This window comes from Pseudoalteromonas citrea (assembly GCF_000238375.3).
GTDB lineage: Bacteria > Pseudomonadota > Gammaproteobacteria > Enterobacterales > Alteromonadaceae > Pseudoalteromonas > Pseudoalteromonas citrea.
The window spans coordinates 178,242-203,355 of the sequence record NZ_AHBZ03000014.1 but is presented as its reverse complement, the minus strand read 5'-3'; the positions used below and the strand labels follow the sequence as shown (position 1 = coordinate 203,355).

Annotated in this window: 25 protein-coding genes; 9 read left to right on the top strand and 16 right to left on the bottom strand. The window is 42.0% G+C overall.

The window, feature by feature from the left end; genetic code table 11:
* Positions 1 to 105 precede the first annotated feature (105 nt).
* The gene (locus PCIT_RS04185) at positions 106 to 711 is read left to right on the top strand and encodes a DUF998 domain-containing protein (RefSeq protein ID WP_010362710.1); all 606 of its coding nucleotides are present in this window, start codon (positions 106 to 108) and stop codon (positions 709 to 711) included.
* A 187-nt stretch (positions 712 to 898) separates the two neighbouring features.
* Here the strand turns inward: PCIT_RS04185 and PCIT_RS04180 are convergent, their stop codons facing one another.
* The 14 genes from PCIT_RS04180 to ccoN form a co-directional block, all read right to left on the bottom strand.
* Positions 899 to 2,254 carry a DUF1501 domain-containing protein gene (locus PCIT_RS04180; RefSeq protein ID WP_010362711.1) on the bottom strand — a complete coding sequence of 452 codons (1,356 nt, stop codon included), beginning with the start codon at positions 2,252 to 2,254 and terminating at the stop codon, positions 899 to 901.
* A gap of 11 nt (positions 2,255 to 2,265) precedes the next feature.
* Complete coding sequence (locus PCIT_RS04175) at positions 2,266 to 4,122, bottom strand: DUF1800 domain-containing protein (RefSeq protein WP_010362712.1); 1,857 nt, start codon at positions 4,120 to 4,122, stop codon at positions 2,266 to 2,268.
* 102 nt (positions 4,123 to 4,224) lie between these two features.
* Positions 4,225 to 5,610 carry a sensor histidine kinase gene (locus PCIT_RS04170; RefSeq protein ID WP_010362713.1) on the bottom strand — a complete coding sequence of 462 codons (1,386 nt, stop codon included), beginning with the start codon at positions 5,608 to 5,610 and terminating at the stop codon, positions 4,225 to 4,227.
* A gap of 5 nt (positions 5,611 to 5,615) precedes the next feature.
* Positions 5,616 to 6,287: a response regulator transcription factor gene (locus PCIT_RS04165; protein WP_010362714.1), complete on the bottom strand. Its 672-nt coding sequence runs from the start codon at positions 6,285 to 6,287 to the stop codon at positions 5,616 to 5,618.
* 141 nt (positions 6,288 to 6,428) lie between these two features.
* Positions 6,429 to 7,355, bottom strand: coding sequence for a universal stress protein UspE (uspE, locus tag PCIT_RS04160; RefSeq protein WP_010362715.1), 927 nt, complete (start codon positions 7,353 to 7,355; stop codon positions 6,429 to 6,431).
* A gap of 100 nt (positions 7,356 to 7,455) precedes the next feature.
* A complete protein-coding gene (locus PCIT_RS04155) occupies positions 7,456 to 8,190 on the bottom strand; it encodes an FNR family transcription factor (protein WP_040697037.1) in 735 nt (244 codons plus the stop codon).
* Between the two features lie 34 nt (positions 8,191 to 8,224).
* Positions 8,225 to 8,896 (bottom strand): sulfite exporter TauE/SafE family protein, encoded by a 672-nt coding sequence (locus PCIT_RS04150; RefSeq protein WP_010362717.1) that lies wholly within the window; start codon positions 8,894 to 8,896, stop codon positions 8,225 to 8,227.
* Positions 8,883 to 9,056: a cbb3-type cytochrome oxidase assembly protein CcoS gene (gene ccoS, locus PCIT_RS04145; RefSeq protein ID WP_010362718.1), complete on the bottom strand. Its 174-nt coding sequence runs from the start codon at positions 9,054 to 9,056 to the stop codon at positions 8,883 to 8,885. Before ccoS ends, PCIT_RS04150 begins: the two co-directional genes overlap by 14 nt.
* Positions 9,053 to 11,428, bottom strand: coding sequence for a heavy metal translocating P-type ATPase (locus PCIT_RS04140; RefSeq protein ID WP_010362719.1), 2,376 nt, complete (start codon positions 11,426 to 11,428; stop codon positions 9,053 to 9,055). The genes ccoS and PCIT_RS04140 overlap by 4 nt, the downstream gene beginning before the upstream one ends.
* Positions 11,429 to 11,433: 5 nt before the next feature.
* Positions 11,434 to 11,925, bottom strand: a complete 492-nt coding sequence (locus PCIT_RS04135; protein ID WP_010362720.1) for a FixH family protein — start codon at positions 11,923 to 11,925, stop codon at positions 11,434 to 11,436.
* A gap of 112 nt (positions 11,926 to 12,037) precedes the next feature.
* Positions 12,038 to 13,006: a cytochrome-c oxidase, cbb3-type subunit III gene (gene ccoP / locus PCIT_RS04130; protein ID WP_010362721.1), complete on the bottom strand. Its 969-nt coding sequence runs from the start codon at positions 13,004 to 13,006 to the stop codon at positions 12,038 to 12,040.
* Positions 13,003 to 13,188 carry a CcoQ/FixQ family Cbb3-type cytochrome c oxidase assembly chaperone gene (locus PCIT_RS04125; protein WP_010362722.1) on the bottom strand — a complete coding sequence of 62 codons (186 nt, stop codon included), beginning with the start codon at positions 13,186 to 13,188 and terminating at the stop codon, positions 13,003 to 13,005. Before PCIT_RS04125 ends, ccoP begins: the two co-directional genes overlap by 4 nt.
* A gap of 5 nt (positions 13,189 to 13,193) precedes the next feature.
* On the bottom strand, positions 13,194 to 13,868 hold the full coding sequence (gene ccoO, locus PCIT_RS04120; RefSeq protein ID WP_010362723.1) for a cytochrome-c oxidase, cbb3-type subunit II: 675 nt from the start codon (positions 13,866 to 13,868) through the stop codon (positions 13,194 to 13,196).
* 12 nt (positions 13,869 to 13,880) lie between these two features.
* Positions 13,881 to 15,314 carry a cytochrome-c oxidase, cbb3-type subunit I gene (gene ccoN / locus PCIT_RS04115; RefSeq protein WP_010362724.1) on the bottom strand — a complete coding sequence of 478 codons (1,434 nt, stop codon included), beginning with the start codon at positions 15,312 to 15,314 and terminating at the stop codon, positions 13,881 to 13,883.
* A gap of 310 nt (positions 15,315 to 15,624) precedes the next feature.
* Here ccoN and PCIT_RS04110 point away from each other — a divergent pair, with 310 nt between their 5' ends.
* The 4 genes from PCIT_RS04110 (at position 15,625) to PCIT_RS04095 (ending at position 19,544) form a co-directional block, all read left to right on the top strand.
* Entirely contained in the window at positions 15,625 to 16,068 is a 444-nt protein-coding gene (locus tag PCIT_RS04110) for a hypothetical protein (RefSeq protein ID WP_010362725.1), read from the top strand.
* An 18-nt stretch (positions 16,069 to 16,086) separates the two neighbouring features.
* The gene (locus PCIT_RS04105) at positions 16,087 to 16,563 is read left to right on the top strand and encodes a GreA/GreB family elongation factor (protein ID WP_010362726.1); all 477 of its coding nucleotides are present in this window, start codon (positions 16,087 to 16,089) and stop codon (positions 16,561 to 16,563) included.
* Between the two features lie 87 nt (positions 16,564 to 16,650).
* Positions 16,651 to 17,961 (top strand): hypothetical protein, encoded by a 1,311-nt coding sequence (locus tag PCIT_RS04100; protein WP_010362727.1) that lies wholly within the window; start codon positions 16,651 to 16,653, stop codon positions 17,959 to 17,961.
* A gap of 695 nt (positions 17,962 to 18,656) precedes the next feature.
* Positions 18,657 to 19,544, top strand: a complete 888-nt coding sequence (locus PCIT_RS04095; protein WP_010362729.1) for a TolB-like translocation protein — start codon at positions 18,657 to 18,659, stop codon at positions 19,542 to 19,544.
* 68 nt (positions 19,545 to 19,612) lie between these two features.
* Here PCIT_RS04095 and PCIT_RS04090 read toward each other — a convergent pair whose 3' ends face one another.
* Both PCIT_RS04090 and PCIT_RS23060 read right to left on the bottom strand, forming a co-directional pair.
* Positions 19,613 to 20,266, bottom strand: coding sequence for an integron integrase (locus tag PCIT_RS04090; RefSeq protein WP_273541990.1), 654 nt, complete (start codon positions 20,264 to 20,266; stop codon positions 19,613 to 19,615).
* Positions 20,227 to 20,493: a site-specific integrase gene (locus PCIT_RS23060; protein ID WP_238347995.1), complete on the bottom strand. Its 267-nt coding sequence runs from the start codon at positions 20,491 to 20,493 to the stop codon at positions 20,227 to 20,229. The genes PCIT_RS04090 and PCIT_RS23060 overlap by 40 nt, the downstream gene beginning before the upstream one ends.
* A 436-nt stretch (positions 20,494 to 20,929) precedes the next feature.
* Here PCIT_RS23060 and PCIT_RS04085 point away from each other — a divergent pair, with 436 nt between their 5' ends.
* The 4 genes from PCIT_RS04085 to PCIT_RS04070 all read left to right on the top strand — a co-directional run bounded on the left by PCIT_RS04085 (position 20,930) and on the right by PCIT_RS04070 (position 24,795).
* Positions 20,930 to 21,763 carry a tyrosine-type recombinase/integrase gene (locus PCIT_RS04085; protein WP_192992774.1) on the top strand — a complete coding sequence of 278 codons (834 nt, stop codon included), beginning with the start codon at positions 20,930 to 20,932 and terminating at the stop codon, positions 21,761 to 21,763.
* Positions 21,760 to 22,848 carry an IS91 family transposase gene (locus PCIT_RS04080; RefSeq protein WP_192992773.1) on the top strand — a complete coding sequence of 363 codons (1,089 nt, stop codon included), beginning with the start codon at positions 21,760 to 21,762 and terminating at the stop codon, positions 22,846 to 22,848. The genes PCIT_RS04085 and PCIT_RS04080 overlap by 4 nt, the downstream gene beginning before the upstream one ends.
* Positions 22,849 to 23,222: 374 nt before the next feature.
* Positions 23,223 to 23,456: a hypothetical protein gene (locus tag PCIT_RS04075; RefSeq protein ID WP_192992772.1), complete on the top strand. Its 234-nt coding sequence runs from the start codon at positions 23,223 to 23,225 to the stop codon at positions 23,454 to 23,456.
* A 130-nt stretch (positions 23,457 to 23,586) separates the two neighbouring features.
* Complete coding sequence (locus PCIT_RS04070; protein WP_192992771.1) at positions 23,587 to 24,795, top strand: IS256 family transposase; 1,209 nt, start codon at positions 23,587 to 23,589, stop codon at positions 24,793 to 24,795.
* The last annotated feature ends 319 nt before the right edge of the window (positions 24,796 to 25,114 follow it).

Below are 25,114 nucleotides of genomic sequence, written 5' to 3'. Positions count from 1 at the left end.
GTATTAGCTAAAAGAATGTGGTATGTGTTTAGGGGTATGGTAAGCGTGAGTAATCTTAGTCTAGTGGGTGCCCACTAAAATTTTATTAATCACAAGGAGTGGTTTGTGTTTGAAGTAGTTGCAGCATTATCAGGACTAATTGCAATGGTTTGGTTGATCATGGGCGTATATATTGCGGGTCGGATTTATCCAAATTATGACCATGCTAAACAGTTTTGTAGCGAATTGGGTGCGGCGGGGAGCCCAACAGAAAAGCTATCACCAATGATCAATAACTACCCTCTGGGTTTACTGTTTTGCTTGTTTGGTGGCTATATAATTAGTTTAGAGTGGTCTTCTTATTTAGTTAATTTGTCAGGACTATGTATTGTCATTCATGGTATTGGTACGTGGGTTGCGGGTTACTTTCCTATGGATGCTGATCCTTACACCACAACACCAACACGAGAGTGCGAGATACACTCTTGGGCTGGGTTTATTATGTTACTTGCGTTATTAGTTGCACCTATCCTGATATCAGTCAGTCCTACAGGGGAAGTCATTTCTGTTGCTTTTCGTTTATTTTCATTTGTGTCTGCTGTTCTAGCATGCGTATTTTTATTTATGTTGGCACGTGGTTTTAAACAAAAACGATCTGCTGGGTTGTATCAGCGAGTCTCGTATGGCATCCAACTACTATGGCTCAGTGTTTTTTCTGTGTTGCTGCTATAAAGAATTGGAAGTTGTGATCTTAATCAGCTTTCAGCTGATGCTTTGCCTTTTATAGTAAATTACCGCTCCAGATCATTTAACGATCATAAATAATTAAGCCTTTTTATGAGAAGGGATAATTTGCAACGATAAGTAAATTACATCGGGTTTGAGCAACGGGTCTCAACCCCGATGTTTTGATTTTAGTCTATTTAAATAAGTTTGGGGTCTCGCCAAATTTAGCCAGATTTGGAAAGATGGCCTCAAGGGTGTTTTGTTCAATACCAAGCCATTGGCCTAAGCTAGCAGCATATTGATCGACCGATAAGGTTGGGATCAAACGACCTCCTCCGGCGTCTAACGCGTGGTTAAGCTCTGACTCAGGAATATCGCCAAATATCGTACCACCTTGTACTGCCCCTCCCATTACAAAGTGATGCGCCCCCCATCCATGATCAGTACCGTCGCCATTTATCGCGAGTGTTCTGCCAAAGTCAGACGCGGTGAATAGAGTGACATTATCAGATAACCCAAGGCTTTGCATCGCCGCATCAAAAGCGACAAATGCGCCATCTAACGCAGATTGTAGTTTGGGGAGTGACTGAGCTTGCCCCGAATGTGTATCAAAGCCACCCATGGTTACAACAAAAATTTGCCGCTTTTCATTGAGTTGTTCACGAATGGCGATTGTTTTACTCACAGTTTCTAACTGTTTAGCAATCGGTGTCGCTGGAAATGAGGGTAAAGACACCGTTGTTCCAGATACAGCCGTGTTAAATTGCTTATTGGCATTGTAAGCTCTGTTTGTTTGTGCCGCTACATCCTGTTCAAGCAGGTTACTTGTTTGGTGTCCTAGTGCGCTAAAATGCGCGTTCAGCGCATCCGGTTCATCAAAAAAGTCAATGACATTGATCGTAGCAGCTTGCCCATCGTTGACATGGTATGGTGTGGTATTACTGCCAGTGATCAGGAGATCTGCATCAGAGGTTGTGATGGCAGAAAATGTACTCGGGCTTTGTATTCCTTGCTCTATGAGCGCATCATTGAGCATGCCAGCCCAACCGAATTGCGCACCCTCTGTTTTACCAGACATCCAAGTGGACTGTTGATCATTATGGGAAAACAATCTTGAGGGTAATTGTGCTGTCTCTGCACGAATTGCCGCTGCTGATGTGGGTTCGAGTAAAGGTCCGACATTACCAACGAGGGAGACTTTCCCCTGCTGATATAGCTGCGCAATGCCACTGAGCTCCGGTGCTAAGGCAAATTGACGTGAGCCAAATCGTGAAGGTGCTGTGATCGGTGCAAGATTATCAATTGTGCGCTTTGTGGTGTAGCTTGACAGCAGTGTGCTTCGAATAGTTGACCATTTGTTGTAACTGGCCAGATCATAAGGAATAACCGTATCATGATTGTCCATTCCGCCGTATAAAAATATACAAACCAATGCTTTATAGTCACCATTGGCGTTGATTTGTGTATTAGCGAGTGCGTCAGCTAAATTTAAAAAGGGGGCTGCAGCCACGGATGCACTGCCAGCTTTTAGAAAAGATCGTCTGTTCATGAGGATGTCTCCTATTTTTGTACAATATAGTCAGGGGTTGTCATGACCAGTAGCACAGCAAGTTGAATGCGTGTTAGATAGCCGTTTTCTTCATCAGCGGGAATATTGCGTACAATTTGTTTAATAGATGTTTTACTTGCCTCAGAAAGTTGATTAGCCGTGAGGATCAAATCTAATCTGGCAACAAGTGCGTCAATATTTTGCGCTAACTTAAGTTCCTCTTCATAGGTGACTAGAAAGCTCTTTTGGTAATCCTCTAAGCGAATTGGAATTCTAGGGTTATCGAATTCATCATTGAGGTCATCAGTCGTAGCATACTGCTGTTCACTTGAAATGAAGTGGGTCATAAAGTTCACGTACCCAGGGGTAGTTGTGGCATTAATGATCTGTAATTCTGGTGCTACCAGTCCATTCGAGGCTGACACTGTGCCGGGGGCGGCGTATCCGGGGCGAAAGAAGTTAAATACGCTGGGTGAACGATACGGATGTTGACCTAACAAATTAGCAGGGCTTGTATCCCATAGTATAGTTTGGAATTGGGGCGTGACATTTTTTACATTAAAAGCACGTGCCCAATGGGTAAAACGCAATATGGGTTCTCTGATTTTTCCGCCAGTATTTGAGGCTAAATTTCGCGCTTCTTCATCAAATAAAATGGCTGCGAGGGTTGCGCTGAGATCGCCACGTTGGCCAGTTCCAACCGAGGTACCGTCAGGTAAACTGTATAGCCCCAGTATAAATGCGTCTGCTGTCCTTTTTATATATGCTCCGCTTGGGTTGGAGCTTACCAGCCGTTGTATTAATTGTTTGGTAATAAACGGTGGTAGATTTGGGTGGGCGAAAATATGATCTAGTGCCATGCTGATAGAGGTTTTTGCGTCAACTCCAGCTGGAATAGTGAGTCCGAGAAACGATTTTTCGTCATCTGAATGTGCTGCTGAATTAATCGCCATTGGGCGAGTAAACACGTTGTTGGCCACACTTTCTTCGTCGGGTTCATTATAGTCAAGACCGGTCATCACTTTCGCTAAACCCGTTATGTCTTTATTTGAATATAGCTCGTTAGCAATGCCGTTATTATTGGTTTTGATAGAGCCGTCGGTGTTAAGTTCAACAACGCCTAGTGTAAATAACTGCAACAGCTCTCGGGCATAGTTTTCATCAGGTACACGGCCAGTTGCAGGGTCCGCTTTTTGGTTACCTAAGTAGGTTAAGTAATGACCCATTGCTGGGGAGTAAGTGACTTCTTCTAGTAGGGTACGGTAATTACCAAAGGCATTATTGACTAAAATGTCTTGAAATGAGGCAACTGCAGTAGGTTGATCTGTCAGTGTTTCACCGCCTTTATTCGAAACCACTAAAATTTCTGATAGAGCAAAAGCCATTCGCTGGCGCAACTGATCAGCGCCTGCAATTGTGTTCATCCAAAAGCCAAAGGTAGTTGACTCAATGAAGAATAAATCAAATTCATCGTCATTTTGTGTATCTGGTGGTGCATAGCTCACCACAATTGGCAGCACGTTACTTGGGGCTTCAGCGAGTTGGCTTTTAAACCACGTTGAGGCACTGGTGTTGGTTAATGTCGCGATATCATTTGCAGTGGCGCCAAAAGTAGATTGTTGCAAAAACCGAGAGGTCTTTTCAGCATTTGAAAAAGTTAAGTCTTCCTGAGTAATGGGTTGTTCTGGTGGCGGCGAGGGGGGAGGTGTAGGTGTTGTGGTATCTATAGGTGTCACAGGTTGGCTGTTTTCACCTGTTGGTGCTGTGCTGGTATTTGTTTGTTCGGCACTAGACCCTCCTCCACAACCCAGTGTACAAGCCATAAGTGTGCTTAACATGATGCGTTGTAGTGTCACGTTTATTTTCATTAGAAATTGCCCCTTGTTAAAACATAGGATCAGTATACATACTAACTTTAGTGTTATGTTTTACACTTTGCAGCAGTAAACCTTACAATTTTGTAAGGTTTACTATTGTGATAATAGGGGGAGTTCGATATTAAATACGGCGCCTTTTTGGTTATTAAGCTGCTGGATATCTGCATCATGTACTTTGCAAATGGCAAGCACAATACTAAGCCCAAGGCCATTCCCAGGCTGAGCCCGACTCACATCAGCGCGATAAAACTTATCGAATACATGAGCTTGGTCCATTGGGCTGATACCGGGGCCATTGTCGCCAACTTGTAAAAGTGCGCCATTGGTATGACTTTGCAGGCGAAGCCAAACATGTGCATTTGGAGCACTATAATCAAGCGCATTTTCAAGTAAATTACAGATCAGTTGGTTGATCAGATCTTCGTCAGCAAGGCAGGTTACACCTTCAACAACTGAAATTTCAAATGTACGGCCTGAATCAGTAAATACCGGTTCGTAGCTTTGTGCTAAATCTAAACTTAAAACAGATATATCTATCTTTTTGAAGCCTTGTTTGTGCTTTCCTGATTCAATGGCATTGAGCCGAACCAAATTATTGAATGTGGTGATCACCGAATGTAAATCTGTCGATGCTTTATCGAGATGAGTTAGTAAGGTATCAGGGCTGGTAATATCTTGCTGCATACTATGCAAGCGATTTGCGACTCTTGTTAAGGGGGTTTTCAAGTCATGTGCAATGCCAACCGACATGGTTTTCATGGTACTGTGTAAGTCAGCAATGTTGTCGAGCATCTCATTTATCGAGATGATCAGTTCATTAAGACCATCAGATTCAGCCTTTTCTATAGTGAGTCGTTCGGAGTCTGGAGATTTTGCAACCTGAATTAAAGCGTGTTTAATGCCTAATATACGTCGTTCTCGCCTGAACGTAATCGCGGCGTTTATAACAGCAATAGGCAGTAAGGAGAGTATGACAAACCACAATATAACCTGAGTAAGTAGCTCTTTTGCTGTTTGATAATAGCCATCTCGGCGTTGTAACAAGGAAATTGCATACGTTTCATTTAGCTTAAAGTGTAAAAACAACGCATGCGGTGGTGTGTCAATATCTGAGTTGTAAACGGTCCATTTAGGTATTTCAGTCAGCGTTTGGGCAAGTTCAGTACTGCCCAAAAGCAGTTTATTATTGCGATATAGTGCAAAGAGCAGATCTTCTTCATCAAAGCGTACGTCGCTGTCTTGTTTATGCCAAACAGGGTGTTCTTGTAGTTCGTATTCATCCAATATTGCCGCTAAGCCTTCTTCTTTAAATAAACTATGAAGTTCCTCTTTTAGTTCAATCAACTCATTTACTTGGTCAGATTTGATTTGTTGTAATGCCAGTAAGGCAATAGCGCTAATTATAATGCTAACAACAAACCAAAGCCCAAGAGAGAGTTTGATCACCGGCAACGATGTAAAGGTTTTGAATAATGACATAATACCTAATCTGAGATGATGTAACCGCATCCTCTGACCGTTTTGATGAGATCAGTTGGAAACGGTTTGTCTATTTTGTTACGCAAGCGGCTTACATGCGTTTGCACTAAACTGGTTTTGGGATCAAAACTAAACCCCCATATTTGTTCTAGAAGCATGGTCTTAGTGACCAACTGTTTGGGGTTAAGTAATAGATATTCTAAGATCTGATACTCTTTTGGCATTAACTCGATATTTGTATTATCGCGCTTAACCTGCCGTGTGGTTCGCTCAAGTGTTAAATTAGCAATGGACAGCTCAGTACTTTGCTCGGTGATTGGTTGTCGACGCGTTAACGCTTTGAGCCGGGCATGAAGTTCAGAAAATGCAAATGGTTTCACTAAGTAATCATCGGCCCCAGCATTAAGCCCAGCAACGCGGTCTGATGTTTCTGATAGGGCAGTCAACATGATCACTGGGGTTTTAATTTTACTTTGCCTGAGTATTCTGACTGCATCTAAGCCATCCATGTTCGGGAGAAGACGATCAAAGATGATCACGTCAAATATTTGCGTAGAAGCGGTGATCATTGCTTGCTCAGCATTGGTGCAATGCAGAGCAACATCCCCTTGTTGCTCAAGCCCATGAACAATAAATTGAGCCGTATCCAAGTCATCTTCGACCACAAGTACCTTCATTAGACACACCTGTCAGTTTCTATGAGCGATATAATAGCATTGATAATACCGTAAACAGCGTCTTCTGCCAGATACAATTTTGTATGAATGGCGGTGCTAACTGATGTAGCACCGGATTGGGGGATGAAATATTTTGACTCGTTATTTACGGGCCAGCGGGCTTTTATATCCATCTGGCTTTAATGCTAAAACGTCGCAGTCTAAACTGTCGATCACATGCTCTGCGGTGTTACCAACGAGAGCTGCGCTAAGCCCTGTTCGTCCAACGGTGCCGATCACAACAAGTTCAGAGCCTTTTGTATTTGCAACCAATGGGATCACATCTTCAGGCAAGCCTTCTTTGATTTCACATTCAGTCCGCGCAATATTGAACGAGTCTGCCAGCGCAAATGTTTCATCTTCGTGGTGTTTTTTAACCGCTTCATTGTACTGCGATGGGTTAAACTCTGGGATTTCAATGGCAATATTGACCGGTGTTGCGGGGTACGTATTGACAAGACTAAGCTGGGCATTGGCGAGCTGACAAATAAACTGCGCATCGCTAATAATACGGCGGTTTAATGCTTGGTGTTGTTCGTTGTCACTGACAGAGTTGACCGCTGCGAGAATATGCCCTTGTTCAGGCCATTCATGATCTTTCACTAACAAAACAGGCGAGGGGCACTTACGGATCAGATGCCAGTCTGTGGGCGTAAAAATCACTGATTTTAACGTGTCGTGTTGGTGCGTACTTTTAATGACTAAGTCATAGCCTTCATTAATAACGGTATTAATAACGGCTTCATAAGGGCGGTTATGCCATAAAACCAAGCTGTGTACGTCTATATCATCAATGCTAGAGAGTAAGTCGTTGAGCCATGCTTCGCGGTCTTTGATAACCGCTTCTCGCATAGCTTCACGTTCATCTCGAGACAGCATGGTGGTCATTTCGTAGGAAAAGTCATAAATAGACATGAATGCGGTAATGTGCGCACCGGTTTTTTTGGCTAATGAAAGAGCACGTTGCAAACTATTTTGCTGTGCTTTGGTTGGATCAATAACGGCAAGAATGCGTTTAATTTTATCCATTATGAACTCCTTAACATGCTTTATTAGCTAAATCAGTTACATTAAGTGTAACTGATTTAGCGTAAGGCGAAAGCCGTTATTGAGAATTCATTGCCCTAGATCAAAGAGAAATGGCCGCAGTTTTTGCTAACTCCGGAATATTTAAGATAGTAATGAATTTACCTTCAACCTTAATAAGGTCTGCTTTTTGGAAGCGGCTTAACAGTCGGCTGATGGTTTCAACCGTGAGGCCTAAGTAATTACCGATTTCGCCACGCGTCATGGTAAAACGGAACTCTTTACGAGAAAACCCGCGTTCACCAAAACGATTTGATAAGTTATATATGAAGGTAGCAAGGCGCTCTTCTGCGGTTTTTTTATTTAATAACAACAACATTTCTTGGTCATAGTTAATTTCGCTACTCATTAGGCGCATGATCTGTTGACGAAGTTTAGGTAATTTCCCCGCTAGCTCGTCAAGGGTATCGAATGGGATTTCACAGACCATCGAGGTTTCGAGTGCTTGTGAAAAACTTTGATGCTGCATTTTATTAATTGCGTCAAAGCCAACTAAATCCCCAGCTAAATGAAAGCCGGTAATTTGCTCGTCACCTTGTTCTGAAAGGGTATACGATTTAAACGATCCTGACCGCACTGCAAAAATGGCGCTAAGTGGTGCACCAGACTCAAACAAGTAATCGCCTTTGTGTAATGGCTTTTTTCGTTCGATGATTTCATCTAGTTTATCCATTTCACTTCCATTTAAAGTATAGGGTAAACAGAGCTGACTGATGCTGCAGTCATTGCAACTGATTGTGCATTGACTCTTCGAACGTTTTTGATTGTTTAAATCCATAATAAATCCATTAAAATATGACGCTGAGCCTAGGTTAATGTACTAATCTATCGGATGCAATGATTAGTAGATAGATACCATACCAGATAAAAATACTACCTAGCGCCCATCTAATTAGCGTGTGGTTTAAAAAACGGCTGAGTTGTTGTGCGGATTGTCCCACAATTAACATTGATGGTAGTGTACCGAGTGCAAAACTGAGCATAATGGCACTGCCATACCAAGGAGTAGGGGCCTGTAAAGTCCATGTCAATGCTGAATAGACCAACCCGCAAGGCAGCCAACCCCAAAGCATGCCATAAAGCCAAGTTTTTGGATAAGTGTTAATGGGTAATAAGTGCTTATTTAGCTTTGCTAAATGTTGCCAAAGTACGGTTTTACCTGCCTGTTCAAGCCACTTGAGTGAGCTGGCTAAGCGCATCACGTATAAGCCAACCAGTATCATAAATATGCCACTGAATATTTTTAAGCTCAGTGCAAATTCAGTATTTTGTTTAGCAAATGCATTGCCTAATGACGCCACTAATGCACCAGCAATCATGTAACTTGATGCACGGCCTAAATTGTAAAGTAATCCGACGGTGATGGGTTTGAGCGTTGTATTCGCCATTTGCAAGCTAGAGGCAATACCCCCGCACATAACAATACAGTGGCCACTGCCTACTAAGCCCATAATAAAAGCACCAAATAAACTAATCTCTGTCATTGGCGTTTTTGTGTTGCTCTTTGTCGTCTTCAAACAAAATACTGTGACCTTGTTTGTTTAAATCAGAAAATTGCTCACTTTTAACGGCCCAAAAAAAGATACCGATAGCAATAATGACGAACAAAATAGCGATGGGAATTAAAATATAAATGATGCTCATAACTTTAATAACCTCAATGAATTACCAATCACAATGATTGAGCTGGCCGACATACCTATAACCGCGACCCAAGGGGGGACCATACCAAGCGCTGCCAGTGGCAAAATAGACCCATTATATAATAACGAAATGGTTAAATTTTGCTTTACGATACGACGTGTTTGCAACGCAATTTGTTGCAATTGCAAAATGGCATTGAGGTCACTCTTTAACAATACCACATCAGCGGTATTTTTTGAGATATCGGCACCAGTTTCCATTGCGATTGACAGGTGCGCACTATTAAAAACAGGGCTATCATTTACACCATCGCCCACCATAGCGACAATTTCGCCTTGTTGAGACCATGCTTCAACAGCAAGTTGTTTGTCCTTTGGTGAGCAACTACTTTGCTGTGAGTCTAGTTTGAGCGCTGTCGTCAGCTTTTCACCGGCATCGGAGCTGTCGCCCGTTAATAAATGACAGCTTAAACCGTTATTCTGCAATTGTGTTATTACGTCGTGGGCATTGTTTCTGACTTTGTCATTGAAATAAAAGTCAGCGATCGCGTATTCATCTATGTATAAAGTCGCTTGTGCATTTGAGCGTTGACCCTGGTGCCAGCCACTTTTGCCAATAGCAATGGTTTGCTCGCCTAATGAAGCACTTATTCCTTTACCGGTATGCACTTCTATGTTTTTTAGCTCATGATGTATGTTTAAGTGTTCGCTAAATGCGGCTGCAATGGGGTGTTCAGAGTATCTTTCCAAACTGGCGGCTAAGGCAAGCACGTCTTGTTCCTGGTAAGCGTCATTATGCAACACCACTTTGTCTATAGAGAATTGCCCTTCGGTCAAAGTGCCTGTTTTATCAAACGCGACGCGTGTGAGTTTCGTTAAAGTTTCTAATACATGACCTTCTTTGATCAAGACCCCTTTTTTAGTGAGGGTCGCCACGGCGCAGGTGAGCGCGGTGGGTATGGCTAAACTCAGTGCACAAGGGCAGGTTGCCACTAAGACCGAAATAGTGATCCAAAAGGCTTGCTCAGGGGAAACGGGGTACCAGCCAATGGCAGTAATTGATGCAAAAACCAATAAGCAGGCAACAAACCATTGTGCGACCTTGTCTGTAACTTCGACTAATTTCGGCCGTTTCGACAAGGCTGAGTGTTGGAGTTTAATAATTTGGTTAAGCAGGGTGTTTTGCCCCACTTTATTAATTTGAATACTCACAACACCATCGTGATTGACTGTGCCGGCAAACACTTGTTGCCCAAGGTGCTTCTTCACAGGTAAGTGCTCGCCCGTCATCATCGACTCATCAACAGTCGTATTACCTTCAATGACAATACCGTCGGCAGCAATGGTTTCGCCGGCTTTGATGAGTACACGGTCATGGAGTTTTAAATTTTTGGCTGCAACGACCGTTTCATCGCCATTATCATCGATTTTACGTGCGGTAAGCGGCAAGAGTTTTTGTAAGTTAGCAGTAAACTCACTGGCTTTTAAACGTGCTCTAAATTCGAGGTATTTACCCAGCAAAAGTAAAAAGGTAAACATACAAATCGATTCGAAATAAACTTCACCCACTTCCATAACGGTGGCGTAGCAACTTGCGGCATAGGCACCAAAAATAGCTAACGAAACGGGTAAATCCATGTTGAGTTGTTTGGCTTTGAGACCTTTAATCGCATTGGTTAAAAAGGGCAGTGCGGAGTAAAGAATAACCGGAGACGCCAAGATCAGACTTATCCAGCGAAAGTACTGTTCGAAGTCTTCTTCCATGCCTGAAAACATGCCAAAGTACATCGCAAATGCAAACATCATCACTTGCATTGTCATTAAGCCAGCTACGCCCAAGCGGCGAATATAGGCTTTCGCGGTCGCTTGCTTTTGGTTCGCTTCTTCGTCTGCCTGAAAAGGGTAAGCTTTGTAGCCAATTTGCATTAACGCTTGAATGATATCACTCAAAAGCGAGTGTTCTTTGTTCCAGAGGATCATCGCACGGTGTGTTGACGTATTTACATCCACACGCGAGACCCCTTTGAGTGCCAGCAGTTGCTTTTCAATAAGCCAAGCACAGGCTGCACAGCTAATGCCCTCTACACTCAATAATACTTCTGACAAACTACCACTATCTGAGACGAAATCTGACTGAATATCTTGGTTGTCGTAACTTTTAATAATCGACAATTGCTCAGGAATAAGCTCGTCTACCTTTCCTGCACTTTCAGTTCGAAATTTGTAATAGTCGCTCATACCCTGTGCAACAATGGTTTCAGCAACGGCTTGGCAGCCAATGCAACACACAGGGTGTTGCTGGCCATCAAATAGCACCGTTTCATTAAATCCTTTTGGGACGGGCTCTAAGCAATGAAAACACGCTTTTGACATGGTGACTACTTATATTCTGGTGATATTTTTATGATTGTGTCGCTAGGTAATTGTAAGTTTTCTTTTAGTTTCCAACTGCCATCCATAGGTTCAAGGAATACAGTGTAAGCGCCTTGTTCTATTGAATCTAATACAGCGGTAAATTCGCCATTAGCGTTGGCAAGTAAGTTTGTATTGAAGTCGTACTTTTGAATAGTACGATGATAAAACGATGCCTTTAATGCGTTAACTTTGCTGGTATCACCTTTAGTAAAGTGAAACTTGATGGTGTCGGCTGTTACTTGTAACTCTCCGTGTAAATAAAGTGCTTTGGCTTTATTGAACTTTGTGAGTTCGAGGTTAATGGCTTTACCTTTTTTATAATAGTCATCAACGACCATATCGGGGCCGTTGCCAACCGCAAATACGACTAATCCAATACAGGCAATAATAGTGACTACAGGGAAAAACATTAAAAACCAAGGCCAAAAGTTTTTATACCACGGGGTAGGATTCATAACGACTCAAAGACTTAAAAAGTGTGCAGGTATTTTATCCTATTTGCGGTGAAAAACCTAAAAAAAAGCCTCCAAATGGAGGCTTTTTTGATCTCGATTAACTGGTTATAATTTATTGATTATTTTGCGATAAGCTATAAACATAAGCGGTCAATAAGTGAACTTTATCTTCACCTAAGATCTCTTTCCAAGCTGGCATTACACCGGCACGGCCGTGGTTAAGTGTTTCTTCAACAGCACGTTTAGAACCACCGTATAACCAAATATTATCTGTTAGATCAGGTGCACCGAATGGGAGGTTATGCGCAACTGAGCCTTTACCGTCCATACCGTGACAAGCCGCACACATTGCGAACTTAGCTTTACCTGCATCAGCATCTTTTTGGTTAACTTTACGACCAGAAAGGCTAAGTACATAAGCCGTCATTTCGTCAATACCTTGCTCACCAAGTGCGTCTTTCCAACCAGGCATCGCAGCTACACGACCGTTAAGCAGTGTTTCTTTGATTTGGTCAGGTTTGCCACCGTACAACCAGTCGTTGTCTGTTAGGTTAGGGAAGCCCATACCACCACGTGCATCAGAACCGTGACACTGTGCACAGTTTTGCGCAAACAAACGTTGACCAATTTCAAGTGCTTTTTCGTCTTTGGCAAGTGTTACCACATCTTGTTTAGCAAATGCTTCAAAGATAGGACCGAAGCGCTCTTGTGCATACTCAACTTCTTTGTCTAGCTGTACCCAATTTCCGCTCTCTTTTGCAGCTTCAATTGCGGCTTTAGATTCTTCCATTGATTTAACACCTTGGTTTGAGCTGGTCCAATTAAGGAAACCCGCAAAATTACCAAGGCCAGGGTAGGCTGCTAAATAATACACAGACCAAACAAAGGTTGCGAAGAACATGTACGTCCACCATTTTGGTAGTGGATTGTTTAATTCTTCGATACCATCGAACTCGTGACCACAGCTTTCGCCTTCTTCAACACCTGCATAGTTCTTCAGGTTCCAAAGTAGTAAGCCTAAGATCAGAGCAAGACACGCAAGGGTTAATACGATAACCCAAATACTCCAAAAGCTAGTCATTTTTCAGACTCCTTTTCCTCGTTAGAGATTGTGCTGTCGTGCTTTTTCTCGTCTTCGAAAATCGCATTTGCAGCGCTGTCGAAACGATTCTTTGAGCGTTTGCTGTATGCCCAGCCAACAATCACAATAAATAGTACCAAAATTATCAGAGTCAAAATGCCTCTGTATGTGCCGTAATCCATAATAATTACTTCAAGTGTGTGCCAAGTTGCTGAAGGTATGCAATTAGGGCTTGCATTTCGGTTGCACCAGTTCCGTTATTCATAGAATCGACTTCAGCAATTTGAGCAAGTAGCTCATTATCATCGCCGTAACCTTTTCCATCATACTTTGGTGATGCTTTATCAATGCCAAAATTGTCACGGAAGATTTGCAATTTCTTCAAAGTAAGAGAAGTATCTACCTTGTTGCTATCTAACCACGGGTAACCAGGCATATTAGATTCTGGAACTACTGAACGAGGGTCCATCAAATGGGCGTAGTGCCAATCATCAGAATAACGTTCGCCAACACGCGCTAAGTCAGGACCAGTACGCTTAGAACCCCATTGAAATGGGTGATCCCATACTGACTCACCGGCTACAGAGTAGTGGCCGTAACGTTCAACTTCATCTCGAAATGGACGGATCATTTGTGAGTGACAGTTATAACAGCCTTCACGCACGTAAATATCACGACCTTCCATTTCTAATGCCGTCAATGGGCGTAGGCCATCAACAGGTTTAGTTGTGTCTTCTTGGAACATAAGTGGTGTAATTTCTACCAGTGCCCCAAAGCTGATTGCAAAAACAGTCAGTATGGCCATCAGGCCAACGTTCTTTTCTACAATTTCATGTTTATTGGCTAATTTTTTATCGCTCATACTCTACACCCCTTAAGCCATTTTTGCGTGTGCATCGGTAGCAAGTGTGCCACTTTTAGCATTCACAGTGCGGAACACGTTGTATGCCATTACAAGCATACCTACAACGATGAATACACCGCCTAGGAATCGCATAACGTAGAATGGTTTAGATGCTTCAAGCGATTGTACAAAGCTATACATCAATGTACCGTCAGAGTTTACAGCACGCCACATTAGGCCTTGCATTACACCTGAAATCCACATTGCAACGATGTACAGAACAACGCCCACAGTGTGTAGCCAGAAATGTGTATTAACGAGTTTAACGCTATACATGTTGCCGTGGCCGAATAATGCAGGAATTAGGTGGTAAATTGCACCGATAGAGATCATCGCAACCCAACCTAGCGCACCAGAGTGTACGTGGCCAACAGTCCAGTCAGTGTAGTGTGACAATGCATTAACTGATTTAATTGCCATCATTGGGCCTTCGAACGTTGACATACCATAGAACGAAAGAGAGACAACTAAGAAACGTAACACTGGATCAGTACGAAGTTTGTGCCATGCGCCAGATAGCGTCATGATACCGTTGATCATACCACCCCATGAAGGAACGAATAAGATAATCGACATTACCATGCCTAAAGACTGCGTCCAGTCTGGAAGTGCTGTGTAATGAAGGTGGTGAGGACCAGCCCAAATGTAAAGAGAAACCAATGCCCAGAAGTGAACAACAGACAAACGGTAAGAGTATACAGGGCGACCAGCTTGTTTTGGTACGAAGTAGTACATCATACCTAAGAAACCAGCTGTTAATAAGAAACCTACTGCGTTGTGACCATACCACCATTGAACCATCGCATCGACTGCGCCAGCATAAATTGAATATGATTTAGTTAACGACACAGGCACTGCCATGCTGTTAACGATGTGCAACACTGCAACCGTAATAATGAAACCAGCATAGAACCAGTTTGCTACGTAGATATGAGAAACTTTACGCTTGATCAAAGTACCAAAGAACACAACCGCGTAGGTGATCCAAACAACCGCAATTGCGATATCGATTGGCCACTCTAGCTCTGCGTATTCTTTTGACGAAGTAATACCAAGAGGAAGCGTAATAGCTGCCGAAACAATGATTGCCTGCCAACCCCAAAAGGTGAACGAAGCGAGCTTGTCGGAGAAAAGTCGCGTTTGACATGTACGCTGTACAACATAATACGATGTTGCAAAAAGCGCACTAGTACCAAATGCGAAGATAACTGCGTTCGTGTGTAACGGACGAAGTCGTGAGTATGTTAACCATGGTGTATCAAAGTTCAATGCTGGCCAAGCTAGTTGGGCAGCAATAAGAACACCAACACCCATGCCAACGATGCCCCAAATCACTGTCATGATAGCGAATTGGCGTACAACTTTATAATTGTACTCAGTTTGTGATGCTACTGTCTGGCTCATTTTCTGGATTCCGCTGCAATTAATGCGATTAGAAATGAATTACCTGCATAAACAGGCCCTGCTTTATATTTCAACAAGCTTGCTTAAAAATGAAATTGCTTGACAATTTCATTTGAAACCAACCTGAGAAACCCTTAATTTTGCAAGGGAATAATAATTTTTTTGCAAAAAAAAAGATACCTCAAACGCGTAAAATTATGACTTCAATCAAATTTCACTCCATTCTTTGCTCAGTTATTCATCATTGTAGCGTAATATTAAAATCTGCATTACTATGCATCAGTTTTTATCGCCTAAATTAGGATGAATAATGCTCAAATTATGGTTTTTCGTACTTGCCGTGTTGAGTTTTGTGAGCGCATGCTCTGACCCTACAGCTATTATACATGAAAGTTCAGAAAAAAGTGAAAGTTTAAGTGAAATAGAAAACTGTACAATACAATCTCCTTGTACCAATGCCACAAAATTACTACTTTGGTACTCGTCCAAGTTAATAAAAGGAGAGGAAGAAATCGGTGTAACAGTCACTCTTCCAAGCAATATGGTGATTAAGTCTGCTTTTTTAGCCGGAGAAGATATGAATATGGGGTATATTCCGGTGTTTTTTGAGCAAGAAAAAAATGGTCAGTTTTATGCAACAACCATGGTTGGTCTTTGCACAACGCAGGTGATGCAATGGAGATTAACACTCAACGTAGTCGACAATACCAATCAGGAACAGGTGTACGATTTTCCTCTATATGTAATTCAGTAGTAAACGGTGACAATGAAGATGAATAAAGGCCATGTAATAGAGCATATTAAATTTGCACTAGAGACAAAGCTGGCAGAAGCAAAACAAGCAGCAGACAGTGCGCATCAAGATGCAACACATGAGCAAAGTGCAGCAGAAACACAGTATGATTCGTTAAGTATTGAGTCAGGGTATTTAGCGCATGGGCAAAGCGAACGGGTGAATGAGATCCATAAATCGATTTCGCTGTTTACCCATAGCTTTAGCCAAGACGCTGAAAAACGGGCAAAAGAAGGGAGCCTTGTGCAACTCATTGATACAGATGATAAGACGCACTGGTTTTACTTAGGCCCCAGCGAAGGCGGGTTAAAAGTAACTGTTCAGCAACATGCTATTTTGGTGATCACACATGGATCTCCTATTGGACAAGCGCTGTTTAATAAAGAAGTTGATGATGAAGTGGTGCTCACGGTGGGCGATCGTACTCAGCACTTTGACGTGGTGGCAATTTTATAACCAAATAACGATAAAGTTTGCAAGGAGTTAGTCGATATCTATTGTTATTGAATGGTTTTTCAACTAAACGATCGCAAGGAAACAGCGGTGAAAATACAGCAAACTACTTTATACAAGCCCCAACTAGCGGACGCTCAATATACAACTGCGATAAATTCGGGCCAAATTACGCTGACTGAGGCAGAACGTTCGCTGCTCGATAAAGAAGCAGCCAAATACACGCAAAATAACGTGACTACCTCTCGCGCTTCTGAGAGTTCGGCACTGTCGAAGCCTTTCGGATATGTGCCGTATGTTAAAATCGATATGTCGGGCGAAGGTAATGAGCGTGAGTATCGCTATGGTGAATTAAATAATAAGCCTGATATAGACGCATTTTTAGATCAATTAGACAGGTTCAACCCTGAACAGCGCGACATCATGAAGCAGTATGAGCCGTCAAAACGGTTGCTATCGATTTTAGAAAAAATGGACGATGAAACACTTAGCCAGTTTACACAGGTACTAAAAGAGTCATTTCCACGCTTTTCACTGATGAATAATAAAAAAGCAGACGAGCTATTCAAGGCACTTGATGGTATGTCACCCGATAGGTTAAAAGACACCATAGAGACATTGGGTGTACTCGCTGAACAAGTTGAGAATGAGCAAAAGCCGGTATCTTTGATCCCCACAAATGAGGAAGGCAAAGAGCCGATTTTAATGCACGTGCCACGCGCAGAAAACGGCTTTGATGTGGCCTTTATTAGGGGTAATCAAAGTAAACAGTTAGTTGATGCCTACACTGATGTGCTATTACGGTCGAGCTACAGTGATGATGACCTCAACACCATTAACGCCCATCTAAAAGAAGGGAATTTTGAAAAAAGCCGCGGCATTATTGATATGGCAAAATTGGTGCCCCATAACGATAAAAGGACTTTTTTTGATATGTTAAATGAAGCGGACGACAACGGCCCAAATAATATTTTCAATTACGTAGGGCAGCAAGTGAATTACGACGCACATTTAAACTATTACAAAAGCTCAGAGGGGCAATTCGTGTCATTGGATGATGCCATGCCTGACGATGGCGCGCGTAAAAACTTCCACAAAAAATTATTAAATGCGTATGAGGGATTCGGATTAAGCTGGATGAATGACATGGTTGAGCAAGTTAATGAAAAGCCCGCGCAAATTCAGGCCGAATTGTGGTCTAAGTTGATGACGGATGTAGTAGAAAAACCGCATTTATTTAAAAAATCAGACTCACTCGAACAGTGGGCAAGCGCAAATATCGCTGATGTTGAACAGCGTTTTCATGCCCGACAAATAGATGATATTCATACTTATTCTTATGAGCTGGATGAACCCAAGGTATTGGGCACTCTGACATGGGCCGAGCGTTATGAACACTGAATTTAGCGGTGATAGTCGTTAAAATGTGATGTTAGTTAACGCTCAGTCAGCAAAAGACAGCAGAGCGAGACGTTTTTTTCATTAAAAATTGCGCTATTTATGCGGTGTTTTTGCTGATAAAGCAGCACCCACAGCCGCTCCTATGCTTACGCCAAACGCGCCACCGATTGCAATACTTAAATGCTAAAATATCAAAAATCACCCCAATCGTGACACCCACGCTGGAGCCGACTCCAGCGCCTAAGGCAATACATAGCCCCACCTTTTTATGATTTTGTGCTCGTATATTTTGCTGCATTGTTATATTCCTTTTTAATTCGTCTGTTTGGCCCTGTTTATGGTTCAGGCGATGCGCTTTACATTATTGGCGAATGGCACAGTAGTCGGTTGCTATTAACTTGAGTATTAAAAACCACACCTTAAAATGGCGCACCTGTAATTCTATGATCATCACTAGTTTAACTATATGATTTATCTTGTTATAAAAAATATTTTCATCTTGAAGTACTGTGTTTGATATGAAAGATATACAGCACAAACCAGCTAAAAATCAGTATAAAGTCACTCGTGTGTCAGGTGTTTTTCTGGCGAAAAGGCTACCGTTCTCTCTCGTTCAATCATACATCAATAATAACTGCCGAATTAAAAATAATAAGCGAGTTACAAGAATTATTGATTTTACAACAAGGTAAATTATGAAACGTATTGGTATGTCAACTGTGTTATTTTTTTCAGCCATCGCGTTGAGCGGGAATGGTGAGAGCCAAGCTCAACCTATAGGGAGTGAGGCACGCTATTTTGGTGAAAAGCCACCAGGCTTAATACCAAAAGTGTTCGAGCCTAAGGTCGCCTCACCAGAGGGGTTATTTGAAAGCGGTACATTTACTCCTGACTTAAAAACATTCTACTTTACAAAAGCAAATGGTAAATATAAACAAAGGACATTTTTTGTTATTCGCTATGATGGTAAACGCTGGGGGCCTGTATCAGAAACACCAATAAGATGGCCGCAATTCTCTCATGACGGCAATACAATGTATGTCGCTAAAAAATATAGAGAGCGGATAGGTGATAGATGGTCAGAGTTAAAAACCCCGGGAGACTTTTTAAAAGAAAACGCGCATGGCTTATCAGTGTCATTAAATGGCACCTATTACTTTCCTTTTTTCAAAAAAGAAGATAATGGACAGGGCAATTTGGGTTATTCGCGTTTAATTGATGGCAAATACGAGAACCCAGTGAAATTAGGGCCTGAGATAAATCAAGGGGACTATATCGCCCACCCTTATATTGCACCCGATGAATCTTATCTGATCTGGGATGTGGTGCGCGAAGATGGGAACGGCCAGTCGGATCTTTATATTAGCTTTAAAGATACAGATGGCGCTTGGCTAACGGCTCAAAATATGGGGCCTCACATAAACACTAATCTTCAAGAAAGTTCTCCAATCGTGTCACATGATGGTAAATATTTGTTCTTTATTCGAGGTGATTGGCATTATAGAAAAGATGGTAGTCGCTATTATGTTGGTAAACAGCATTGGGTGGATGCAAAAGTGATAGCAGCACTTAGGCCCAAGTGAGTCAGCCTGTAGTAATGCATCCGTTATAAACAGCCCTTTATAATGCGTCAGTAAGGCATTCGCTTACTTCACCTATCTATTGGGCTTAAAGTATAGCTAAATCGACTCCCTATCACATGCGTGTAGAGTTCGGTTGTTTTTAAATCAGTATGGCCTAACAGCTCTTGCACAGTTCTAATATCAGTACCATTTTGTAATAGTTGTGTGGCAAAAGAGTGGCGGAATGTATGCGCTTTAACGTGTTTGGTAATTGGCGTGGCTAACACAGCCTGCCTTAGCTGTTTTCTAAAGGATGTTTCATGAATGTGGTGTCGACAAATGTAGTTGTCATATGGGTGCACACAACGCGTAGATGAAGGAAATAGATATTGCCATGCAGTATCTTTTGCTGCATTGCCGTATTTTCGTAATAAGGCAGGCGGAAGTGAAGTTAGGCCATACCCCTCAGACACGTCTTTAGTATGAAGTAGTTTCACCTGCGCTATTTGTTGGGTTATTGCTTGGTTCAGCCGCTGTGGCAGCAAAGTATATCGGTCTTTTTTACCTTTTCCTCGAAATACAAAGAGGGAATTATCATGTAAATTAATATCTTTTATGCGAAGTTGGAGTGCTTCATTTATTCTTAGCCCACACCCGTAAAGTAGCGAGCCGATTAACCAGTACTTTCCATGTAGCTGCGCAATTACTTGCATGGCCTCTTCATGGGATAACACCGTGGGCATTGACTTCTCTCGTTTAGTAAACGAGTAGCGCCACTGACGAGCCTGTTGACCGCCAAGTGGTTTAGAAAGCGCTCAATGTCATGGTTGCGCATATCCTTAGGGTGTTTTTTATCATTAAAAATGATGAACGACTTGATCCAGTATAAGTACACTTTCTCAGTTTTAATACTATAGCGCCTTGTACGCAGTTCGGTTCGAACAGATTCAAGAAAAGGAGAGGAAGACATAAGAAACCCGATAGCTGTGTTTATATACAGTTATAATTTAATTTCCCACAATTGCTAACCTTTCTTCTCGTTATGTAATTAAGAAAATGCACGTTTAAATTGGCATGTGAACATAATCAATTGAATTATATGTGGTTTTTTCTTTAGTAAAATTACATAACGACCCAACTGATGCTCGGTTAAGTAAATTCTCGGGTTCAGAAGGTGTGAAAAGGTGATTGTTGTGTGTGAGGGAAAGTGTTAAGTTACTAATATATATTAAATTAATTAGCGGTTCTGATTGTCTCTGAATGAAATAAGGGCAGAGTGTTTATCGGCATTCACGCTAATGGTATTCACGCTAAAACGCTGTTGAACTAAGCCGCTACGCGGAGATCCTATTCTCAGCATTTGAGCCACACTTTCTCTGAGTTATTTCACAACTTAGAGGTCAAAAATGCATACACTCATTGAACAGGTCAAGGCAGAAATAACCTATCGAGGTTATTCACAAAGAACAAGTAAAAGCTATTGCGCGCACTTACTTAAACTCAGAAATTACTTTAATAAATCGTTGGATTTAATTACAGATGAAGAGTTGAATTCATTCTTTCAAGATCCGGCTATTCGCGGGTTTTCTCGGGCAAGCCAAAAGTTGCAGATAAATAGTATTTGGTTCTTGTTTAAGCACATTTTACATCGGCCATTGAACTTAGATATTACCTTACCAAAAGCGAAGTCTCGAGCACCCATTTATTTATCTCGTAGCGACATACAACGGCTGATAGCAAGCTGCACAGATATGCGATTAAAGACGCTAATTATCGTGTGTTATGGCTGTGGTTTACGTATTGGTGAGCTATTACGCATTAAAGTTACAGACATAGACGGTAAACGAAAAACCATTTTAATTGAGCAGGGTAAAGGAGATAAATCACGTTACGTTGTTGTGTCAGAGAGTGTATTGAAGCAGTTACGTTGCTACTGGAGAGTGTACCGTCCATCAGGCTGGATGTTCTATTCTCGATGGCTTATGGACAAACCGATGTCGCCATCGAGCTTTAGAAAGTCATTAAGGAAGCAGTCACACAGTATTGGTTTGCAGCAGTGTAACCCGCATGCACTTCGCCATGCTTACGCGACACATCAACTTGAGTCAGGCATGCCGCTTCATCAATTGCAACATCAGCTTGGTCACAGTGATATTAAAACGACACAGAGTTACTTACATTGGTTACCTGAATTAGGCCATGGCGGCATTGATTTACTGGCCGATTGGGCAAAACAATGAGTAGGTTACACCTTGCTGATATTTTAAACTTAGGGTTAGATGATTATCGGCAACACCACTCACTGAATTACCAGCAGACACGGGTCTGCCAACATCTTCAATCATGTAGGACAGGCAAGTTAGGGTATCAATCTTGGCAATGTGATACGTGTGGCGAGGTAAAACAGGTCGGATGCAGCTGCCGAGACCGACACTGCCCACGCTGTCAAAGTATGGCAACAGCACAGTGGGCGCAAAAACAGCAAGCCCGTTTATTGCCTTGTCGTTACTTCCACCTTGTTTTTACACTGCCACATGAGCTGAATATTGTTGCACGCTATGACCCAAACACGCTTTATCAGTGTTTATTTAAAGCAGTATGGGACACCCTAAGTAAATTTGCACAGCGTAAAGGGCATGGGCAGTTAGGGATGACAAGCGTTTTACATACATGGGGACAAACCTTAAGTCAGCATATTCATCTGCATTGCTTAGTGCCAGCTGGAGGGCTAACGCAAACTCAATGGCATGAAATAGAACAGGGCTACTTATACCCAGTTAAAGCATTATCAACGGTATTTAGAGGGAAAATGCTTGCGGCATTGCATGCGCGAGGTACTTCGCTGACACATATAACGACACCAGCTAAATGGTGTGTGTATAGCAAAGCGTGTTTAACATACAGTGATAAGTTAGTAAGTTATCTAGCACGTTATACCCGAAAGGGCGCGATGTCAGAATCGAGACTGGTGTCGGTGAATAAACAAAGCGTGTGCTTTAAATATCGAGGTTATGCAGATAAACACAGTGAAAAGGTCATGACACTGAGTTGTAGAGAGTTCTTACGGCGCTATTTACAGCATGTGCTACCCAAAGGGTTTATGCGAATTCGTCACTATGGCTTTTTAGCCAATGCATGTTACAAGCGAAAGTTGGCGTTGATAAAGGCGCAAGGGCCCAGTTTACGTAAAGTGAAGAAGAAAAAGGCGGAAGCTGCGTCACCATCCCCTCATTGGGCTTGTGAAGTATGTAAAATCGGGGTCTTACGATTTAGTGAAATGGTTAATTCAAGTGAAGAGACAATGAAATTAGCACGAACGAGTTAGCAGCAGAGCTTGCTGAATTAAATCAACGCGTTAACCTGCTTAAGTGTTCGGGCTAGAAAAGTGCGTGCGCGGTGAAAATATCATTGATAAATCGGCGAAAATTAGCTCTAATGGCAGGATAAAACGTACTGAGTAATGCAGGGATGGCTTAATCACGAAAGACAAGCCGATAAAATAGGCTCAAGACAAGTTACGCCACTAAAAGCAAATTCCCATAGCATAAATAACACCAACTCTGACACACCGAGCGGGTAGCGGCTCAGTCCAACAAGCGATTATGCAGCACAAACAACGTGCCGCATAAATACTAAATAGTTACAACACTACCCAAACATTCACAACCTTTTCTCACAATTAAATATGGAGATTTAAAAATGAACGATGAACAAAACACTCTAAACAAACCATTAACATTAGGAGACTATATACTTTATGTAACCGTAGAGAATCTTGAAAACGGTCAGTATAAAGATACTTATGATTATCAATTCCCCTTTAACACAGTTCCGAGAGTCGGAGATGTTATTGAAATGGACGGTTATTATAACAAAGTGCTAAACGTACAATATTCTACGCAAAGCTTGGGTGACGCAGAAGATATTACCTAAGATATAAATATACGATAGTAAGGTGCGACGACCTTACTATCTATTTTCTATGAAGCTGCCGCAGTTGAGCCTGTAATTTAAATTGTGTATCTGCTTATAATTAAGCCAGTAATGGCTGAGGATAAGCAATATGGATAAGAAAGCTCTAGAAGCCTTCGCTCGCGAAGCAGCTAAGTCGATTAAGACTCCTTCTGATCTTGATGACTTTAGGAAAATGTTAACCAAGGTGACGGTTGAGACAGCCTTAAATGCTGAACTTAATGAGCACCTCGGTTACGAAAAAAACTCACCAACTAACGATAGTAACAGTCGAAATGGCTACTCATCTAAACGCCTAATTACAGACGATGGTGAGATCCAGTTAGAAGTCCCTCGTGACCGTGACGCGTCCTTTGAACCCAAGCTTGTTCGTAAACATCAAACCCGATTTCAATCGATGGACGACAAGATCTTAAGCCTATATGCCAAAGGAATGACCACCCGTGAAATCGTCGCAACATTCAAAGAAATGTACGATGCGGATATCTCCGCCAGTCTAATATCTAAAGTTACAGATGCTGTTTTAGAACAAGTGGTTGAGTGGCAATCTCGCCCGCTTGATACGGTCTATCCCATCGTTTATCTCGATTGCATCGTCGTGAAAGTACGCCAGAATAAACAGGTTATCAACAAAGCCATTTATCTCGCACTTGGCGTAAATATGGAAGGTCAGAAAGAACTTCTTGGGATGTGGATGTCCGAAACCGAAGGAGCGAAGTTCTGGCTTAGCGTGCTCACCGAACTTCAAAATCGAGGCGTGAATGATATCCTCATCGCGTGTGTAGATGGCCTGAAGGGCTTTCCTGATGCCATCAACGCTGTTTATCCAAAAACTCAAATTCAGCTCTGTATCGTACACATGGTGCGAAACTCAATGAAATACGTCCCATGGAAAGACTACAAGGCAATTACCGCTGACTTAAAAGAAATCTATCAAGCAACAACGGAAGATGAAGCCCTGTTGGCGTTAGAGCACTTTGGTGATAAATGGGATGAAAAGTACCCTCAAATCAGCCGCTCCTGGACGGCTCATTGGGATAATCTCAATACTCTATTTAGCTACCCTCAAGATATTCGTAAAGCTATCTACACGACAAATGCTATTGAATCTCTGAACAGTGTGATCAGAAAAGCGACCAAGAAACGTAAACTGTTCCCGACAGATGAATCCGCTAGCAAGGTGGTGTACTTAGCGATAATGGATGCTTCCAAGAGGTGGACAATGCCTATTCATAACTGGAAGCAAGCTCTAAACCGTTTTATGATTATGTTTGAAGACCGACTAACTGAATACTTGTAACTAAGAGCAGTTACACAGAATTATTTACAGGGTCTATTCTTACAAATCTTCTAACTGTATAACGATTCAAGTTCGCAATCTTGGAGACTTTGAACAATATTCTCGTGAGTATCTGAGTAATCTTTAGTCCCTGCCCATCGAAGTAGTTCGTTATAAGATCTAGCATATATGTCATGAGGCTGTGTTATAATAACAGCCTTAATTTTAATATCTTTGAAAAGTTCTGGTAACATTCCGCGATCTACTTCTAAAACTTTATTATCTTCTGTTAATACGTACATAATTTTATTTCCTCTTAATTAAAAATTGTAATCTGTTG

Bases quoted from the DNA above. Each gene is read 5' to 3' on its own strand.
- PCIT_RS04105 (WP_010362726.1), top strand. From the start codon at position 16,087: ATGAATAAAGGCCATGTAATAGAGCATATTAAATTTGCACTAGAGACA.
- PCIT_RS04125 (WP_010362722.1), bottom strand. From the start codon at position 13,188: ATGGATTACGGCACATACAGAGGCATTTTGACTCTGATAATTTTGGTA.
- PCIT_RS04165 (WP_010362714.1), bottom strand. From the start codon at position 6,287: ATGAAGGTACTTGTGGTCGAAGATGACTTGGATACGGCTCAATTTATT.
- PCIT_RS04180 (WP_010362711.1), bottom strand. From the start codon at position 2,254: ATGAACAGACGATCTTTTCTAAAAGCTGGCAGTGCATCCGTGGCTGCA.
- ccoS (WP_010362718.1), bottom strand. From the start codon at position 9,056: ATGAGCATCATTTATATTTTAATTCCCATCGCTATTTTGTTCGTCATT.
- ccoO (WP_010362723.1), bottom strand. From the start codon at position 13,868: ATGAGCGATAAAAAATTAGCCAATAAACATGAAATTGTAGAAAAGAAC.
- PCIT_RS04135 (WP_010362720.1), bottom strand. From the start codon at position 11,925: ATGAATCCTACCCCGTGGTATAAAAACTTTTGGCCTTGGTTTTTAATG.
- PCIT_RS04150 (WP_010362717.1), bottom strand. From the start codon at position 8,896: ATGACAGAGATTAGTTTATTTGGTGCTTTTATTATGGGCTTAGTAGGC.
- PCIT_RS04110 (WP_010362725.1), top strand. From the start codon at position 15,625: ATGCTCAAATTATGGTTTTTCGTACTTGCCGTGTTGAGTTTTGTGAGC.
- PCIT_RS04070 (WP_192992771.1), top strand. From the start codon at position 23,587: ATGGATAAGAAAGCTCTAGAAGCCTTCGCTCGCGAAGCAGCTAAGTCG.
- PCIT_RS04075 (WP_192992772.1), top strand. From the start codon at position 23,223: ATGAACGATGAACAAAACACTCTAAACAAACCATTAACATTAGGAGAC.
- ccoP (WP_010362721.1), bottom strand. From the start codon at position 13,006: ATGACTAGCTTTTGGAGTATTTGGGTTATCGTATTAACCCTTGCGTGT.
- PCIT_RS04140 (WP_010362719.1), bottom strand. From the start codon at position 11,428: ATGTCAAAAGCGTGTTTTCATTGCTTAGAGCCCGTCCCAAAAGGATTT.
- PCIT_RS04155 (WP_040697037.1), bottom strand. From the start codon at position 8,190: ATGGATTTAAACAATCAAAAACGTTCGAAGAGTCAATGCACAATCAGT.
- PCIT_RS04090 (WP_273541990.1), bottom strand. From the start codon at position 20,266: ATGCCCACGGTGTTATCCCATGAAGAGGCCATGCAAGTAATTGCGCAG.
- PCIT_RS04175 (WP_010362712.1), bottom strand. From the start codon at position 4,122: ATGAAAATAAACGTGACACTACAACGCATCATGTTAAGCACACTTATG.
- uspE (WP_010362715.1), bottom strand. From the start codon at position 7,355: ATGGATAAAATTAAACGCATTCTTGCCGTTATTGATCCAACCAAAGCA.
- PCIT_RS23060 (WP_238347995.1), bottom strand. From the start codon at position 20,493: ATGTCTTCCTCTCCTTTTCTTGAATCTGTTCGAACCGAACTGCGTACA.
- ccoN (WP_010362724.1), bottom strand. From the start codon at position 15,314: ATGAGCCAGACAGTAGCATCACAAACTGAGTACAATTATAAAGTTGTA.
- PCIT_RS04085 (WP_192992774.1), top strand. From the start codon at position 20,930: ATGCATACACTCATTGAACAGGTCAAGGCAGAAATAACCTATCGAGGT.
- PCIT_RS04170 (WP_010362713.1), bottom strand. From the start codon at position 5,610: ATGTCATTATTCAAAACCTTTACATCGTTGCCGGTGATCAAACTCTCT.
- PCIT_RS04080 (WP_192992773.1), top strand. From the start codon at position 21,760: ATGAGTAGGTTACACCTTGCTGATATTTTAAACTTAGGGTTAGATGAT.
- PCIT_RS04095 (WP_010362729.1), top strand. From the start codon at position 18,657: ATGAAACGTATTGGTATGTCAACTGTGTTATTTTTTTCAGCCATCGCG.